Below are 16,041 nucleotides of genomic sequence, written 5' to 3'. Positions count from 1 at the left end.
GCATCAGGGAGGGCCGGGCCGCCGTCGATCGGCGGTGATCCGGCACGTTGCCGGAGGGGACGCGAGACATGGGCACGGACGCGGATACGGAGGTCGGGGAGCCTGCGGCACCCGGCCGGCGGGGCATACGCAGAAAGAGCACCGTGAAGAAGCGCCTGAAATGGATCGCGATCTCCGTGGTCGGCATCCTGGTGGTCCTGGCAGGCAGCGCCTACGGGTACATCCAGTATCTGAACGGCAAGCTGCACCACACCCAGATCACCGCCGACAAGGAGAATCGACCACCGGCCGCGCCGAAGGACGCGCAGGGCCGAAGTCCGATGAACATCCTGCTGATCGGCAACGACAGTCGGGTCGGCGAGGGGCGGCGCTACGGCGCGGAGGGCCACGAGGGGCTCGCCGACGTGGCGATCCTGATGCACCTGTCCGCCGACCGCTCGAACGCCACACTGGTGAACATCCCGCGCGACACGATGGTCGACATCCCACGCTGCGAGATCGGCAAGGGCAAGGACAAGAAGGTCACCGAGGCCCGGTTCGGCCAGTTCAACGACAGCTTCCGCAGCATCGGCGCGTCGTGCACGGTCGCCACCGTGGACCGCATGCTCCAGGTCCGCACCGACCACTACATCGAGGTGAACTTCAAGGGCGTCCGGGATCTCACCGACGCGGTCGGCGGGGTGCCGATCTGCCTGGACGCGCCGATCCACGACCCGGTCCTGTCCGGCTCGCGCGGAGGTACCGGACTGGAGCTCCCGGCCGGCCCGAACACGCTGAGCGGCGACGACGCGCTGCAATTCCTGCGTGCCCGGCACGCGTTCGGCGACGGCAGCGATCTGGCCCGGATCGAGGCGCAGAAGGTCTTCCTGATGGCGCTGGCGCGCGAACTCAAGAGCAACGCGAAGCTGACCAACGTGGACGGCATGTTCCGGATCGCGAACAGCGCGGTCAGCGCGTTGACGGTCGACAACGACCTGGCGGGCGTGGACAAGCTGATCGACCTGGCCGACGAGATCAAGAAGGTGCCGGACAAACGCATGGCGTTCACCACCCTGCCGACCGAGACCTATCGGCCGGCTCCGGACCAGGTCCAGCCCAGGCGTCCGGCCGCGGACGATCTGTGGGCCACGATCCGGGCGGACCGGCCGCTGACCCAGGGCGACGCGGCGAGCACTCCGCCGCCCGCGCCGGTGACCACGACGCCGCCCCCGCCGGCGACGATCTCGCCCGGCGACGCGGCGCGGATCAGGGTGACGGTGGACACCGGAACCACCAAGAGGCGGATCACCCCGGTGGTGGAGAACCTCAAGCGCCAAGGTTTCAAGGCCACTTCGGGTACGACGATGCCGGATGGGCGAGAACACGCCAACAGTCGGATCACCTACCCCGAGGGCAGCCAGGACCAGGCGAAGGCGATCGCGACCGCCCTGGGCCTGCCGGAGACCGCACTGGAGGCGGCTCGTCCCGGCGACACCACCATCAAGCTGTTGATCGGCGCGGATCTCCCGGGAACGGGCACCGACGACGGCACCCCGAAGAGTTCGACGACCGCCGGCCCCGACCGGACGCCGGAACCGCCCAAGGCCGCCGACCTGAACCTGGAGACGGCCGACAACACGAAATGCGCCTCACCGCGCAAGAAGTAGCGCTTGCACGTTCGAGGGGGGTCGTGGTGGCATTCGCGCGAAAGCGTTCGTCCGCGACCCCCATCGATCGAACGACGATCGAACGACGACGGATCCGGAACAATCACTGAAGGGTGTTTGTACCTTTTCCGATGATCCGAGCGTCAGGACTTCGCAGTCTCTGTGACCATGGCAAGAACTCGCCGGTTATGGTGGCTGCTTCCATACCGACCATCACGTACCACCGTCGGGTTCCGTGCGGATGCCTCCGGAACCCCGGTGTCGCCCATGAAACCGCGCACAGCCGGGGGGACCGTGCGGCGGGTACAGCCGGAGGGGATCTCGGCGTGAACAGAGGGAACGGGCCGCACCGCGGCGCGCCCGGGGACAACGATCCCCTGGGCGGCATGGACGACGCGGACGTCGCGGACATGTGGGTGATGAACCCGGACACCGGCAGCTTCGAGCTGCGGGCACCGGGCGGCGCCGGTAATGGATCCGGCGGTGGATCCGGTGCCGGGGCCGGTACGGACGGCCCCGGTACCTCCGGGCCGCGCTCGCGGGCGGCCATCCCCGAGAGGCGCCGCCCGTCGGCGGTGGCCGCCGCCTCGGGTCAGGGCGCCGGTGACGACCCGCCCCGGCGTCGGGACCGCGCGGGCAGCGCACCCACCGGGCGCGCGGGAGCCCGGAACGGCGCGCGCAGCGAGGGACCGCCCAAGAGCAAGGTCAAGAAGCGGCTCAAGTGGATCGCCATCTCGGTGGTGGGCCTGCTGGTGGTGCTGGCCGGCAGCGCGTACGGCTACATCAAGTACCTCGACAGCAAGATAAACACCACCGCGAAGAACGCGGGCAGCGAGGGCATCCCCAAGGCCGAGGAGGACGCGTTCGGGCGCAAGCCGCTGAACATCGTGCTGATCGGCAACGACAGCCGAAAGGGTCTCGGCAAGAAGTACGGCGCGTCCGAGCACACCGAGGGCCTCGCCGACGTCACGATCCTGATGCACGTCTCGGCCGACCGCAGCAACGCGACGCTGGTCAGCATCCCGCGCGACACGATGGTGCAGATACCCAAGTGCGTCGTGGACGGTAAGACGTACCCGGCGTCCAACGGGCCGCAGTCGTTCAACGAGAGCCTGGCCAACGGCGGTCCGCCGTGCACGGTGTCCACGGTCGACAAGATGCTCGGGGTCCAGGTGGACCACTACATCATGATCGACTTCACCGGCGTGAAGAAGATGACCGACGCCGTCAACGGCGTGGACATGTGCATCTCCGAGCCGATCAACGACCCGGTACTGCCGAACCAGCAGGGCGGCACCGACCTCAAGCTCGACGCGGGCGACCAGAACCTCAGCGGCGAGACCGCGCTCAAGTTCCTGCGCGCGCGGCACGCCTTCGGCGACGGCAGCGACCTGGCCCGGATCAAGGCGCAGAAGGCGTTCCTGATGGCGCTCACCCGCAAGCTGAAGAACAGCGCGTCGCTGACCAACGTCGAGGGCATGTTCAAGATCGCCAACATCGCGGTCGAGTCGCTGACCGTGGACCGGGGTCTGGGCGGCGTGGACAAGTTGATCTCGCTGGGCAACCAGTTGAAGAAGGTCCCCGAGAAGCGGATGGCGTTCACCACGCTGCCGATCGAGGAATACCCGCCGATGGCCAAGTCCAAGGTGCAGCCCAAGCAGCCCGAGGCCAACAACCTGATGGCGATGCTGCGCACGGACACGCCCGTCACCAAGGACGACAAGCCCGCGGCCGACACACCGCCGGCGCAGACGACGCCCGAACCGCCGAAGGTGGACCCGACCACGGTCAAGGTCGACGTACGCAACGGCAGCGGTGTCAACAAGCGCGCCAACGAGGTCGCGGCCGACCTGGCCGGGCGCAAGTTCGTCGCGGTCGCCTCCGGCAACGCACGGGACGGCAAGATCCACCCGACCAGCAGGATCACGTATCCCAAGGGCCGCCTGGACGCCGCGAAGGCCCTGGCCGCCGCGACGGGCCTGGGTGACGGCGCGCTGATCGAGAGCACCTCGACCACGCTCACCCGCTTCGAGGTCCTGATCGGCAAGGACTACCCCACCGCGGCCCCACCCCCGGTGACGACCGCGCCGACCGAACCCCCGAAGAACATCGACCTGGAGACGGCGGACAAGAACGTCTGCGCACCCAAGAAGAACAGGTAACCCACCGCAACACCCCCGACGGCCGCCCGCTTCCCTCCCGAACGGAGGGCAGGCGGGCGGCCGTTGCCCTTTGCGAACGCCGGGGGCGGGTTGCCGGTGGCGGGTGCCGTCAAGGCGGGCGGTTGCAAGGGGGGCGCTCCGGAAGGACGCGGTCACGGCAGGTCCGCGATCGGGGCGGCACGGAGTCCGGCCGCCACGAACGGGGCAGCCGACACGGCTCGTTCCGGAAATGCCGGGTCGATTTCGACTCGCAGTGCGAACTACGGCCGGGCGCAGCCGAGTTGCCGGGCGAGCGAAGGCGCGGCCGGCTGCAAAAACGCCTGGCGAAGTCCCGCCGGTGGGCAAGTCCAGGACGCCGATCGGAATGCGCGCCATCGACCAACGCACGGGCGCATCAGATGGCCGGGACGTCGGGCCGAGCCGACTCGATAGGCGCGGCTCGTTTCGGACGTCGAGCCGAGCCGACTCGACAGGCGCGGCTCGTTTCGGAGGCACCGGCTTGAGGCGTCCCGTCGGCAAGCACGGGCGGGCAAGACGCGTCTCTCGGATCGGCCGGCCGGTGCGGACGAGTTGCCGCGCGGCTGCGATGCGCGTCGTGGGGAGCCTATGGGTTTGACGGGGGTGTGTGGTGGTGGAGAGGCTCCGGGGGTGGACAACGCACGGGTGCAACTGCGCCGCTTGAACGAAGACTTGCTGGCCGCCCTCCTGGACACCGCGGTGACCGACGCGGACCCGTCGGAGGTGATGCCGGCCGTACCCGGCCCACCCGGCTGGACCGCCGACCGCCGCGCGGCCTTCCTGGCCTTCCATCACGAGTGGGCCGCCACCCCCACCACATACGCGATCCTGGTCGCCGGGCAGGTGGTCGGCGCCGCCCGTCTCCAACCGACCCCGGACGGCGCCCTGGAGGCCGGCCTGTGGATCGGCCGCTCGCACCGGGCCCAAGGGGTCGGCCACGCCGTCGTCGCCCTCCTCCGCGCCGAAGCCAAGACCCAGGGCGCGAGCCGCATCGTGGCCAGTACGACCGACACGAACACCGCCGCCCAACGCCTCCTCACCACCGGCGGCGCCGAACTTCGCCACCGCCCCGAACCCGACGCCAACGGCGACACCATCGAGGCGACTCTGGACGTGGACTGACCCCCACCGAAGCCACCCGTCAACCCGGCCCGCCTCCCCCAGCGACCACAACCACCCGCACCACATCCTTCTCGCCCCGAACAATGAGCGGCGCCAAGATCATGCAGATCCACGAGGGCACCAACCGGGTCCGGCGCATCGTGATGGCCCGGAACCTGCCGAAGTAGGCCCCCTGGTCCGCACGGGCGACGCGCGGAGCGCCACGATCCCCCGGCCGAGAGGCTTCGGCCGGGGGATCGCAGTGTGGTCGGCTCCACCGGGCGAAGAGCCTGTCGGCATCAAACGGCTTTCGGTGCCACAGATGGCCGTCCTTCGGGTGGCCGGCCAGGGATGATGGTCTCGGCGTAAGGGACGGTCCAGACACAGGGATGCGCGATGCCGTGCCCGGTGTAGCCGTCTTCGCCGTATGCCTCGCCGTGATCGGCGCAGAACAGGGCGAGCCACGATCCGTGGCCGGGAAGCGCGTCGAGAAGTCGACCCAGGTGCCTGTCGGCGTAGCCGAGGGCTGCGCACTGGCTTTCCCAGGAGTCCGCTGTCTCTCCGGGCAGATACACGTGAGTCGGTGTGTGGGTGGCCGAGATGTTCAGGAACAGGAACAGAGGCTTGTCGGCGGGTTGATCGCGCAGTGCCGCCAAGGTGATGTCCACTTGGTGCCGTGTCGATTCGGGCTCGTCGGCGCCGGTCCGTGGACTCCAGTGACTCTCTTGGAACAGGCCGGGCAGAACCCGGCCCAGCTTGGTCTGGTTGGAAAAGAAGCCGACCCCCCCGATACATACGGTGCGGTAGCCGAGTCCGGCCAGACCGTTGACGATGTCCGGAGCGTCGAAGACGTAGGTCCGCTCGTGGATGGTGGTTCCGCGCATGGAGTGACAGGCGAAGAGCCTGCCAGGGCGGCCCGGACCGGAGGGAACCGGAAGGAAGCCGGAAAAGAACGACATGTGCGCAGGAAAGGTGAACGAGCCTTGAGTTCGTCGTTCTTCCCACAGTCCGTCAGGCAGGACGCGCTCGAGGTTGGGGCTGCGTCCGCCGTGGAGGACGGCCCGCGCCACGTCGTAGCGCAGCGAATCGAACGTGACGAACAGGACGTGATGACTTGGGATGACCTCGTTGCCGTTGATCATGGTCTCCCTCTCCGGTCAGGAGTCCTGCGGGCTGGGGCCTAGATGTCGATATCGGTGGTGCGGAACTCGGCGGCCGGGATGGATCCGGAGTCGCGGCATTCCCTGGACGCGTCCATGACGTCCTTGACGGTGTCGATACCCCGCCAGTAGCCCGACAGCCGGTAGCCCATGAGGCGGCCCTCTCGGGCAAGCTGCGGAAAGGTGTTGTCCTCGTGATCTCCGTTGTCGGGCAGCAGCGAGATCACGTCCGGGTCGAAGACGTAGATGCCCGCGTTGACCCAGTAGGGCAGTTCCGGGGACTGGACGAAGCCCCTGACGCGGTCTTGCTCGTCAAGGTCCGCCACACCCCAATTGGAGCGATACGGGGACAGCGCGACGGTCACGGCTCCGTCGCGACGCCGGTGGAAGTCGGCGAGATCAGCCGGCGAGAACGCACTGACAACGTCGCCGTTGAGGACGAAGAACGGCGCTTCCGTGTCGACCAGTTGCCGCGCCGCGTACTTGAGAGCACCACCACGACCCAGCGGCTCGTCTTCGATTGCGTATGTGACCTCGACACCGAACCGCGAGCCGTCGCCCACGTAGTCGATGATCACCTCCGCCTTGTAACCACCGGAGACAACGACGCTCTTCACACCATATGCGGCGAGCCACAGCAGTTGATGACCGATGATCGGTGTGCCGGCGACAGGGACCATGGCTTTGGGGGCATCGTCGGTATAGGGCCTCATACGGGTGGCTTGTCCGCCCGCCAGGATCAGCGCTTGCGTAACGCCGGACGTATCCATCCATGCCCCTTCGGTCTTGCGGAACGACTCTGGTGCTGTCGCGGCATCGTGGCAGTAGTCGATGCAACGGCGCGGCCCCTTCACCCGGTCGAGGGATGTCCTGCTCACCGCGAGGAACCGCCTCGACAAAGACGCTACGAAACAGGGAACTTGCCGGTCCACGTTGTTGCAGGTTGTTGCAGGGCAATCAGCCGAGGGCGTCGATCGCCCTGACGACCAGAGTCCGAGCGCGGGGGCCGTACACCGCCATGCCGGAGAGGCGGGCAAAGGCCCGGTGGTAGATCTCGACTTCCGTCGGCGTCGTCACGGTGACCTTCGCGGCAAGCAATTCGACGTGGACCCGCCTGTCATCGAACATCGTGAACGTCTCCGGTCCCCACATCGCTCTGGATGCAGATCGAGGGATGATGCCGAGCGAGACGGCGGGGTAGGACATGGCCGTCAGGAGGTGGCCGAGTTGGCCGGCCATCACGAAGTCGTCGCCGATGTGCTGGGTGAGTACGTCCTCTTCGACCAGCATGATGACGCGGTGGTGGCCGTCACGGATGATGTGCGACCGGTCCACGCGAGCCGTTGCGGCCGCGCTGACATCGTCGGGCAGATTACGGAAGTCCGCGATCAGCGACAGAAGAGCGTGGGCGTAGTCCTTGGTCTGGAGGGGCCCGGGCACGACCCTGGAGCAATACATGCGGAACACCTTCGTCCGCTCGTACAGCAGAGCGTTGGCCCCTTGGAGTCTGCGTAGACCCGTACGCTGCATCCGTCGCCACTCGACGTACATCGAGTCGGCGGAGCGAGATGCGGCAATGATGTCGGGTGCCTGTCCCTCGGCGCCGCAGGCCGAGCACCAGGCCCGGAGGTCGGCATCGGACGGGGTGGTTTTCGCAGCCTCGATGCGCGAGGTCTTTGCCTTGCTCCAGTCACACCGATCAGCCAGATCCTGCATCGTCAGGTCGGCGTCCAGACGCAGATCCCTGAGCCGCGCCGCCACGGACTCGCGGGCGGCCTGGGCGCTGGAGAACGGGGACGAGGGCATGTGCCGACCGATGGGCTACGAGACGATCAGAGCTGATACTCCTCATGCGGGATGCCGCGCTCCCAGGCGGTTTCGAACGACGCGGCGAACACTTTCAGGAGATGCGGCTCGGAGCTGAACTCGTCCTCGACAAGGGAACCGTCGCCTGCGAAGTGGTGGACCCTCGCCAGTCGGTCGTCAAACAGCCAAAAGTCATTACAAGGGACCACGAGATCGCAAGCGAGACGCCGGGGAACCCATCTGACTTGCTCGCCGACGGCGAGGTTGGCCCGGGTCATGTAGTGCTCCCAGCGAATGTATTCCGAGACCGGCTCACTGACGATGCGGACTCGGCGGATGGATACCCCTCGTGCGATGGCCCCGGTGACCTGATCGTGGAATCCGCGCCACCACGACGCCCGGTTGTCCCAGTCGATCCGCTCTCCACGCCGCCACGCGGCAAATCGCTCGTTGTCGCCGTAGCCGTCGCGCATCTCCAAGTGGACCGCCGAGTGGTCCGTGTTCCGGATGACGTCAGCGAAGCTGGGCTGAGCGTTCTGCGGCATCGCACGCCTTCCTGATCTGCGGCACCATGCGGGCCGGGATGCGGATGACCGCCTCGGTGTCCGGGATCGGGCCGGTCACCAGACACTTCTTCTCGGTCGCGCCGTCCGCTTTCCAACCCTGAAGAACAAGATCCGCGCTCACGTCGTCCACCCAGACGGTCGGACAGTGGTCCTCGTCCGTGTCGGGGTCTTTGCCGAAGAAGAGTAGAGCCATCGTTGCCTCCGACGTCGAGGATGTTGCGACTTGTTGCACGACCTGTGCCCTGCACCGACGGCACGAACCCTTCCCAAGTTGGGCAGGGGCCGATGCGCGCTTCGGCGATCCGTCGGGCGTCGAGCGTCCCCGGCCGAGATGGGTCGGCCGGGGACTGATGGTGCGGTTGGGTTGTTCGACCGGTGGGAGGTGGCGGCGTTAAACGGCTTTCGAGGCGCCGGAGTTCGGGGCGGGTTGGGTCCGGTGGTCAGGGGGCTTCGTCCTGCGCGCATTGTTCGGTCCGGACCACGTGCGCCAACCTGCGTAGCGCGGCCGACAGGTATGCCGAGGTGAGGATGTCGGTCGGGTTGGCCAGGGTCAGGTCGATGGGTGGCAGGCGGTATTGATCCGTGCCGGCGGGGCGGCCGTGTGGCTGGACGAGTACGTGTGGGGGTCCGGTCGGACCGGGCATGCGGGCCACGTAGCCGTCCGGGTAGGTGGATCGCAGCTTCGGATTTGCGTGCCGGACCCGTGCGCCGATGCCCAACTCGCGTGATTCGTCGCCCGGGTGCCCTTCGGGCGGGACTCGGTAGTGTTCGTGATGCACCTTGCCGTCCTTCGAGATCGGTGGTGTTGCAGGTGGGCGGGCTTCGCCTGGAATCGAGCACCCGCCCACCTGCGGATCAATCGGCTTGCTGGTCTTCGTCGAGGTGCCGCACGTCGTAGCGGTCGACCGTCCATTTCGGCGCGCCGTTGGCGGGCTGCACCGAGACCATGCCGACTCCGGTGAGCACGACCCGACCCGCCGGATACTCCCCACGAAGTCTCTCGTCGACGTGCTCGACGGTGTGCCCTTCGCGTACTTGTGGCAGGTGGCTCATCTGAACTCCCTTGCTGTGTTTCGTGATTGCTGTGATGGGCGGGGTGTGTACGGCCTCGTTCGCCGCGTCGGGCGAGAGAACGCACACGTCGTCGCGGCGCGCGGTGAACGGCGTGCCGGCGAGCGTGCGGGCGAACACGGTTTGCGTGGTGGTCGATTCGCAGATCCCGCACAGTCCGCTGCGCCCGTCGCGGATCCATACCCCTTCGGCGGGGCGAGCGGATGTTCTGGTTGATGGGTCCGGCCGGATGTGACGCATGGCGGCACCTTTCGCCCCACGGATGGCGGCGTGCTCCACCCGCTCCCACACAGCCGACGACGTTCACGGAGAGGCGAGCACCCGTGGCATCAACGCTGACATGCAAGGTGACTTACGGCAACCTTCCATGTACCGTTCGTAATGATCGGGGCCAGGTGGGTGAACCGGAGGCGCAATGCATACTCCCGCGCAAGTGGGTGCCGAACTACGACGACTTCGGCGAGAGGCGGGGCTCCCCATGGCGCGCGTGGCGCAGCGCGCGGGGTGGGCCGAGGGCTCACAGTCTCGGCTGGAGACCGGGGTGACACCTATCAGGCCGGAGCAACTGGCCGTGCTGGCCGACATTTTGCAGCTCTCCCCGGTGACCCGGATGCGACTCGACCGGGCGCTCGGCGTAGTGCGCGAGCCGGATCAGTGGTGGGTGAAGTACGCGGAGGTACTCACCCGGGCCTACGAGGATTTGATCCTTCTGGAGGCGAAGGCAACCGCCCTGGAAGTTGCGTCGACGGTTGTTCCAGGACCGCTCCAGGCCGCAGGCTATGCGCGCGCCATGCTCGTGCAGACACCGTTCGTGCCCGACCCCGACGACGCGGACATGCTTCTGGAGGTTCGACTGCACCGGGCGCAGATGGTCGCGTCCGGCGACACCCCCCTATCGGTGACGCTGTCCGAGGCGGTGCTTTTCACCAGCTTCTGCGGACAGGTAGCGTTGCAAGAGCAGTTGCAGTACTTGCTGGACCTGAGCCGACTCGACCATGTACGGCTGAGAATCGTGCCATCGAGCGCTACGGCACGGCCGTTCCTGGGGGCAGTGACAGTGCTCGAACTGCCCGCCCCCGATACGGCAGCCGCACACGCCGAGTGGGAAAGTGGATCACAAATCATCAAGGACGAGCGGACCGTTCGACGGCACCGACGGAACCTGGACTATCTGCGTTCGGCGTCGCTTCCCGAAGACGAGTCACAGCGCTTGATCCAGAGCAGATTGGATGCGCTTTGAGCACTATCGACGCGTACGCGTGGCGAAAGGCCAGTCGATCCACGGGCAACGACTCCTGCGTCGAGGTGGCCCCCCTCCCGGCCTCCACGGGCATCCGCGACACCAAGGACCGCCGGCGCGGCCACCTGGAGATCGCCCCGGCCGCCTGGCGCGAAATGCTGCGCGCTCTGCGGGACTAGCGGCTTATCGGAGACGGCCCGGCGCTGACGCGTCGGTGCCGTCTTGGGTCGCATCGAGTGACGGCATCGCCGATGGCCATGCGATTGTGGGCTCGCGTCGTGTCAGGGGGCAGGTACGAGTTTGACCACGGTCACCGTGACGACTGCGGCACTCACGACGTAGCGGATGAACGCCACACCGGCCACGGTCGCCTCACGACGGTCTCGATCGCCGCCCAGCGTCGAACCGTGCGCGTACGGGTCGGCTGCCATCCCGGTCATTCCGGCATCGAAGCGCTTGCGGCGCTCGGGCGCGAGGTGCGCGCGTTCGACTTCGGCATCCGGCGTGTAAGCGACGCGATAGCTCATCCCGTACTCCGATAGGCGTCGTCCAGTTCGTCGGCGTACTTCATCCCGGTCATGTCCCCGGCCTTGAGCCGCTCTGCCAAGGCGTCCTCGTCCGGATCCTGGGCCTGTGGCGTGCGCAGCGCCCAGCTCGCCATCACCCCGAAGAGCTCATCGGCCGAGGCGGACTCGATCTCGCGCTCGAAGTCGGCACGCAACGCTTCGGGCAAGGCCTCGCGGATGTCGGCAATCGTGCCGGGCAAGGCCACCTCCCGCCCCCCTATGTGAGTCGTGAGCACGTGCCGGGTCATGACGCTTCTCCTTCGCGACGGCCTGATGACACGCACCAGTGTGCGCCCAACCCGCGAGGGCCGGCAGCCGCCGGCACCGGCGTATCGAAGCACACCGGCTCCGGCCCAGCGCCGGTGAGGTCGGCCTGTGCCCATGGACGGCAACGGAGTGGGATCCCCGGCGATCCCCCCTCCGTACGCACGGCCGAAACCTTTCGGATTCGGGATCGTTGGCGACGGCATGATCATCACTGCCGGCCGTACGGCCACGGTTCTGTCCGCCGGGTTCGCCGGCCTCGTGCTCGCGCTCGCTCCCGTGGCCGCACAGGCGCATACGCTCCCGATCGGTGCCGCGCGCGCCGGGGGTGACCACGTCACCATCGATTCCACCGTGTGGGTGGCGGCCGACGGCACGATCACACTCTCCGGCACCTACCGATGCACCCCCCACCACGCCGGGACCGTGCTGGTCGGCGGTCAGGTGGACCAGGACGGTCGGCACGCCTCCGTCGGCGGCAGCGTCGCCACGTGCGACGGCGCCCGACACACCTGGCGCAGCACCGGACAGCCCTACATCGACATCCACCCCGGCGCCGCGCGCGGCGAGGCCACCCTGCTCGAACTCGCGCCCGGCGAGGGCGTGATCCCGCTCCTCCCGAACATCCTCGCGCACGACGCCCGCGACGTGGCGGTCAAGGCGATCTAGCGGTACGCCCGGCGACCCGACGCCCGGAGCCACGTCGCGGGGCTCCGGGCGACGGGACCACCCCTTCCACCCGGCATGGGTGGCGGTTCCGGCGCTATCGGGACCGGCGCGTATCAGGACCCGGGCGTCGCGGTGAGCTTCGCGACGTCGGCGGCGTAGACGGTCATCCAGTGCGGATGCAGCCGGTAGTAGACCACCTCGTTGTCCCAGTCGAACAAGTCGTCGCCGTAGAAGTCCTTGAAGTACGCCAGCAGGTCCGGCCAATCCGCGGCCGGCGCGCCCTCCCGAGGGTTGAGGATCTCCACCCTGCCGTGCGTGAACACGCCCAGTTCCTCACCGCGCATGTGCGCGGCACTGACGGCGGGGCGCGCCGCGAGGTGGCGCGCCTTGGCGGCGTCGCGCGCCGTGCCGAAGTGCCACTTGCCACGCAGGAAGTGCCCATCCACGCCGCTGATCCGCGGCTCGCCCTTCGCCGTCACGGTGGACAGGGCGAGGGTGCACATGCCGGTGAGAGTCCGGGTGAGCTGCTCCGCGGTCAAGGTGCGCTCGCGGTTGATGATCGAGCGCAGATGTGTGGTGGAGCGGGAGAGGGAGGCGTCGAGGAGGGACTGAAGCTCTTTCAGATCTTCCGGAGTTTCGCGCATGGGGTCCTTGCCTATCCGAATCCGTCCGCGGCGCCCGGTTCACGCCATCACGAACGCCGACCAGTCAATGATCGACCCGGATCCCTGACATCCCGCGTCATGAATCCTCATCCGTTCGGGTACACAATCGGACCGCCCGGCCCGAACACGACAGGCACCGGGAGGCTGGAGACCGGCGGCGGGTTCCGTCGTGACCCGCCCGCCGGCCTCCGCGGCTCAGTTCTTCGCCAGCTCGTTCCGCAACGCCCTGAGGTCTTGGACCGCCTGGAAGTCCGCAGCCGCGCAGGCCGACAGCGCCGCGGTCAACCGGTTCACCGCCGTCTGCCGCTGCTCCAGCCCGAACGCCTCTATCCGCGCGGCCAGTTGCACGGCATCCACATACCCGTCGCCCTCCTCCGGCAGCAGCGGCACGTATGCCATCGCCGCCCGATCGGCCGCGTCCAGCGCCGGATGCAGCCGGTCGGCGCGCGCCAGCAGGTGGGCGAGCTGGTGATGCGTACCGGCCGTCTCGACCGCGATCATCGCCGCCACGTCGTCCCCCGAGCCCACACCCGACGCCGACCCGTCACCCGAGCCCACACCCGCATCCGCGTCCGCATCGGAACCCGCACCCGAGTCCGCGCCGCCCCCGGCCCCCGCCAGCTCCCGCAACGCCTCCCCGAACAGCGCCAGCGCCCGGTCCACCCCCGAGGGGTCCTCCCGGTCCGTGTTGCCCGCGATGTTCCACGCCTTCGCGCGCAGCGCGCGGACCGTCTCGCGTACGTCGCCCTCGGCGCGCAGCAGTTCGATCGCCCGGCCGAAGGCCGCCTGTGCCTGCGGCGCCATCCCCGCGTCGTCGAGCGCGTGCGCCGCCGCCACCGCGAGCTCCGCCTGCGTCGCCCGATCGGCGACCTTCGTCGCGGCCTCGGCCGCCATCGACAGATGCTTCGCCGCGTCCCGGGCGTCGCCGAGTCGGCGCAGGCACATGCCCAGCGCCCACCGTTCGTGCATCGCGTGCTCGGCACCATGCTGCGCCTCGATCTCCGGCAGCAACTCCTCCAGGATCGCCGCGGCCTCCGCGTCCCGGCCCAGGCCGAACAGCATGCTCACGGCACCCCTGCGGCATGCCGCCGCCATTTCCGCGTCGCCCTCGTCGTCGAAGACGTGCGCGGCCTCCAGCGCGAACGGCAGCGCGTCCTCGGCCCTTTCCTGCGCGCCGAGGGCGTTCGCCAGCATGGTCAGCGCGTGGCCGACCGGGAACTGCGGCTCGGCGTAGAACGCGGCCTTCTCCAGCGCCGCGCGCATGTCCGCCTCGGCCCCCGCCGGATCGCCCGTCTGCATCCGCACCTGGCTGCGCAGGAACAGCGGTCGGCAGGCCGACCACGGCCGTTCGGCCTCGCCGCACAGCGTGATGGCGGCGCTCAGATCGGCCAGGGCGTCGGCCGTACGATCCTGTTGTAGTGCCCGCTCGGCGCGGATGTGCAGCGCCGCCGCCTGACGGTGCCTCAACCCGTGCTCGCGGCCGAGGTCGTGCAGTTCGGTGAGGACGTCGTCGACGTCCTCCGCCTCGCTCGCCAGCGCAACGATCACCCGGTGGTGCAGGACCAGTGCGAGCGGGGCGGCGTCCTCCGGCAGGAATGTGGCGGCCTTGTCCCGAGCAGCGTCGAACAGCTCGATCGTGTCCGCCTCCTCGGCCCGGAACCGCGCCATCGCGACGCGTACCTCGGCGCCCACGGCCCGCCCGGGCGCGTCCGCCGCGAGATAGCCGGCCGCGGCCCGGGTCAGCGCCGCGATGCCGGCCGCGAACTCGCCCTCCTCGACCAGCTCGACCCCGTCCGCCTCCTCGATCGCGGCAAGCGCGAAGGCGTCCACGTCCTGCCCCCGCTCCCGCGCGGCGGCCGCGTAGTCCCGCCAGGCGCCCTCCGAGCCGGGATGTCCCTGCCCGTCCAACTCTTGTGCGTGGGACAGCAGTTCTGCGGTATCGGCGGCGGCCGAGACGGCGCTCCTCGGGGCGGCCGGCTCGGTTGCCGCGGCCACCCGCACCGAACGCAGCCCCAGCGGCAGCGACGTGGCCACCGGTACGGCCGCCAGCCGGCGCCGCACCCGCGAGCTCACCGCGTCGTTTCCGTTGCGCGCGTCGAAGCGTGCGGTGATCGCGAAGAGTTCGCGCTCGACCGTATCGCGCAGCGCGCCGGCCGAGGTGTCCTCGAAGACCACCAGCTCGGGCCCGGCGACCGCGACCAACCGGCGCAGCAGCACCGCGACGCCGGCGAGGAAGTCGGAGTGATCGGACGGGTCGCTCTGCGGACGCTCCAGCCACGCGCGGTGTTCGGCCAGGATCTCGATGCCGCGACCCTCGTTGCCGGTCAGCGCGCAGAACTCGATGTGCTCGGCGACCGCCGCGTACGTGCTCACCTTGCCGCGCACCGACCGGTAGCCGCGCAGGTGGTGGGCGCGCGCCCGATCCGGGTCGCCCGCGCGCACCAGCGGCAACATCGAGGTGGCCAGCGAGACCTGCGGCTCCTCGGCGCAGGTCAACTCGCCGTCCAGGGTGGGCGCGAGCAGCTCCAGCGCGTCCGTGTCCCGGCCCTGCGCGATCAACCAGCGGGCCTGCTCCCGCCGTTCGCACGCGTCGCAGTCGGCGAGTCGATCGCGGTCGGCGGCCAGCCACGCGTCGAACGCCTCGGTGGTCTCCGCGTCCGCGCCCACGTGCCGGGCCAGGTAGAACCGGCTCTGGTGCACCGGACGCGGGCTGTGCCCCGCCGTGCGGTAGCGGCGCTCCATGTCCGCGAGATAGCCGCGGATCGCGGTCAGCGGCACCTCGGGCACCGAGAGCAGCGAGCTGGTGACCCACTTGAGGTCCCAGAACAGATGGTGGGTCAACTGCTCGTCGAAGCCCTCGGGGTGCTCGTCCCACAGCTTGAGCAGCCGGGACAGCGGCACCGGCGTACGCGGCGACTCGCCGCCGTAGTTGTACGCGGTGATCAGCCGCAGCAGCGCCCACGCGAGGTTTTCGTCGTTGCCCATCCGCTCGGCCACCACGACCAGTTCCTCGGCGCGGGCGGTGCGGGCCTTGCCGTACGGCAGTTCCTCGTTCGCGTCCAGGGCAGCGAAGAACCCGGCGTCGTCACGGATTTCCATCAAGGGTT

Annotated in this window: 17 protein-coding genes; 6 read left to right on the top strand and 11 right to left on the bottom strand. The window is 68.9% G+C overall.

Annotated features, from left to right (window positions below; all coding sequences use genetic code 11):
* Nucleotides 1-143: 143 nt before the first annotated feature.
* The 3 genes from ACIRL2_RS21655 (at nucleotide 144) to ACIRL2_RS21645 (ending at nucleotide 4,948) form a co-directional block, all read left to right on the top strand.
* Nucleotides 144-1,646: an LCP family protein gene (locus tag ACIRL2_RS21655; RefSeq protein ID WP_402234037.1), complete on the top strand. Its 1,503-nt coding sequence runs from the start codon at nucleotides 144-146 to the stop codon at nucleotides 1,644-1,646.
* Nucleotides 1,647-1,972: 326 nt separating this feature from the next.
* Nucleotides 1,973-3,808: an LCP family protein gene (locus tag ACIRL2_RS21650; protein ID WP_402234035.1), complete on the top strand. Its 1,836-nt coding sequence runs from the start codon at nucleotides 1,973-1,975 to the stop codon at nucleotides 3,806-3,808.
* Between the two features lie 648 nt (nucleotides 3,809-4,456).
* On the top strand, nucleotides 4,457-4,948 hold the full coding sequence (locus tag ACIRL2_RS21645) for a GNAT family N-acetyltransferase (protein ID WP_395870640.1): 492 nt from the start codon (nucleotides 4,457-4,459) through the stop codon (nucleotides 4,946-4,948).
* Nucleotides 4,949-5,226: 278 nt separating this feature from the next.
* Here the strand turns inward: ACIRL2_RS21645 and ACIRL2_RS21640 are convergent, their stop codons facing one another.
* The 7 genes from ACIRL2_RS21640 to ACIRL2_RS21610 form a co-directional block, all read right to left on the bottom strand.
* Entirely contained in the window at nucleotides 5,227-6,069 is an 843-nt protein-coding gene (locus tag ACIRL2_RS21640; protein ID WP_402234033.1) for an STM4013/SEN3800 family hydrolase, read from the bottom strand.
* A gap of 38 nt (nucleotides 6,070-6,107) precedes the next feature.
* Nucleotides 6,108-6,965: an NDP-sugar synthase gene (locus tag ACIRL2_RS21635; protein ID WP_395870636.1), complete on the bottom strand. Its 858-nt coding sequence runs from the start codon at nucleotides 6,963-6,965 to the stop codon at nucleotides 6,108-6,110.
* A gap of 79 nt (nucleotides 6,966-7,044) precedes the next feature.
* Nucleotides 7,045-7,893, bottom strand: a complete 849-nt coding sequence (locus tag ACIRL2_RS21630; RefSeq protein WP_395870634.1) for a helix-turn-helix domain-containing protein — start codon at nucleotides 7,891-7,893, stop codon at nucleotides 7,045-7,047.
* A 26-nt stretch (nucleotides 7,894-7,919) separates the two neighbouring features.
* Nucleotides 7,920-8,438: a DUF6879 family protein gene (locus ACIRL2_RS21625; protein WP_395870632.1), complete on the bottom strand. Its 519-nt coding sequence runs from the start codon at nucleotides 8,436-8,438 to the stop codon at nucleotides 7,920-7,922.
* Complete coding sequence (locus ACIRL2_RS21620; RefSeq protein WP_395870630.1) at nucleotides 8,407-8,652, bottom strand: hypothetical protein; 246 nt, start codon at nucleotides 8,650-8,652, stop codon at nucleotides 8,407-8,409. The genes ACIRL2_RS21625 and ACIRL2_RS21620 overlap by 32 nt, the downstream gene beginning before the upstream one ends.
* A 247-nt stretch (nucleotides 8,653-8,899) precedes the next feature.
* Nucleotides 8,900-9,238, bottom strand: coding sequence for a hypothetical protein (locus ACIRL2_RS21615; RefSeq protein WP_402234030.1), 339 nt, complete (start codon nucleotides 9,236-9,238; stop codon nucleotides 8,900-8,902).
* A 76-nt stretch (nucleotides 9,239-9,314) separates the two neighbouring features.
* A complete protein-coding gene (locus ACIRL2_RS21610) occupies nucleotides 9,315-9,809 on the bottom strand; it encodes a hypothetical protein (RefSeq protein ID WP_402234029.1) in 495 nt (164 codons plus the stop codon).
* 136 nt (nucleotides 9,810-9,945) lie between these two features.
* On the opposite strand from ACIRL2_RS21610, the gene ACIRL2_RS21605 reads away from it, so the two are divergent.
* Both ACIRL2_RS21605 and ACIRL2_RS21600 read left to right on the top strand, forming a co-directional pair.
* Entirely contained in the window at nucleotides 9,946-10,770 is an 825-nt protein-coding gene (locus ACIRL2_RS21605) for a helix-turn-helix domain-containing protein (protein ID WP_402234028.1), read from the top strand.
* On the top strand, nucleotides 10,767-10,949 hold the full coding sequence (locus tag ACIRL2_RS21600; protein WP_395870622.1) for a DUF397 domain-containing protein: 183 nt from the start codon (nucleotides 10,767-10,769) through the stop codon (nucleotides 10,947-10,949). The genes ACIRL2_RS21605 and ACIRL2_RS21600 overlap by 4 nt, the downstream gene beginning before the upstream one ends.
* Before the next feature lie 102 nt (nucleotides 10,950-11,051).
* Here ACIRL2_RS21600 and ACIRL2_RS21595 read toward each other — a convergent pair whose 3' ends face one another.
* Together ACIRL2_RS21595 and ACIRL2_RS21590 are read right to left on the bottom strand one after the other, a co-directional pair.
* On the bottom strand, nucleotides 11,052-11,297 hold the full coding sequence (locus tag ACIRL2_RS21595; protein WP_395870620.1) for a hypothetical protein: 246 nt from the start codon (nucleotides 11,295-11,297) through the stop codon (nucleotides 11,052-11,054).
* Nucleotides 11,294-11,584: a hypothetical protein gene (locus ACIRL2_RS21590; RefSeq protein WP_395870618.1), complete on the bottom strand. Its 291-nt coding sequence runs from the start codon at nucleotides 11,582-11,584 to the stop codon at nucleotides 11,294-11,296. The genes ACIRL2_RS21595 and ACIRL2_RS21590 overlap by 4 nt, the downstream gene beginning before the upstream one ends.
* A gap of 220 nt (nucleotides 11,585-11,804) precedes the next feature.
* Here ACIRL2_RS21590 and ACIRL2_RS21585 point away from each other — a divergent pair, with 220 nt between their 5' ends.
* Nucleotides 11,805-12,269 carry a DUF6299 family protein gene (locus ACIRL2_RS21585; protein ID WP_395870616.1) on the top strand — a complete coding sequence of 155 codons (465 nt, stop codon included), beginning with the start codon at nucleotides 11,805-11,807 and terminating at the stop codon, nucleotides 12,267-12,269.
* A 113-nt stretch (nucleotides 12,270-12,382) separates the two neighbouring features.
* Here ACIRL2_RS21585 and ACIRL2_RS21580 read toward each other — a convergent pair whose 3' ends face one another.
* Complete coding sequence (locus ACIRL2_RS21580) at nucleotides 12,383-12,913, bottom strand: pyridoxamine 5'-phosphate oxidase family protein (RefSeq protein ID WP_402234025.1); 531 nt, start codon at nucleotides 12,911-12,913, stop codon at nucleotides 12,383-12,385.
* 216 nt (nucleotides 12,914-13,129) lie between these two features.
* Nucleotides 13,130-16,033: a hypothetical protein gene (locus ACIRL2_RS21575; protein WP_402234023.1), complete on the bottom strand. Its 2,904-nt coding sequence runs from the start codon at nucleotides 16,031-16,033 to the stop codon at nucleotides 13,130-13,132.
* Nucleotides 16,034-16,041 lie beyond the last annotated feature (8 nt).

The sequence above is a fragment of the Embleya sp. NPDC127516 genome, from assembly GCF_044765325.1.
Lineage (GTDB): Bacteria > Actinomycetota > Actinomycetes > Streptomycetales > Streptomycetaceae > Embleya.
Note: the sequence above shows the minus strand (reverse complement) of the source record. Positions and strands in the feature narration are given on the sequence as shown.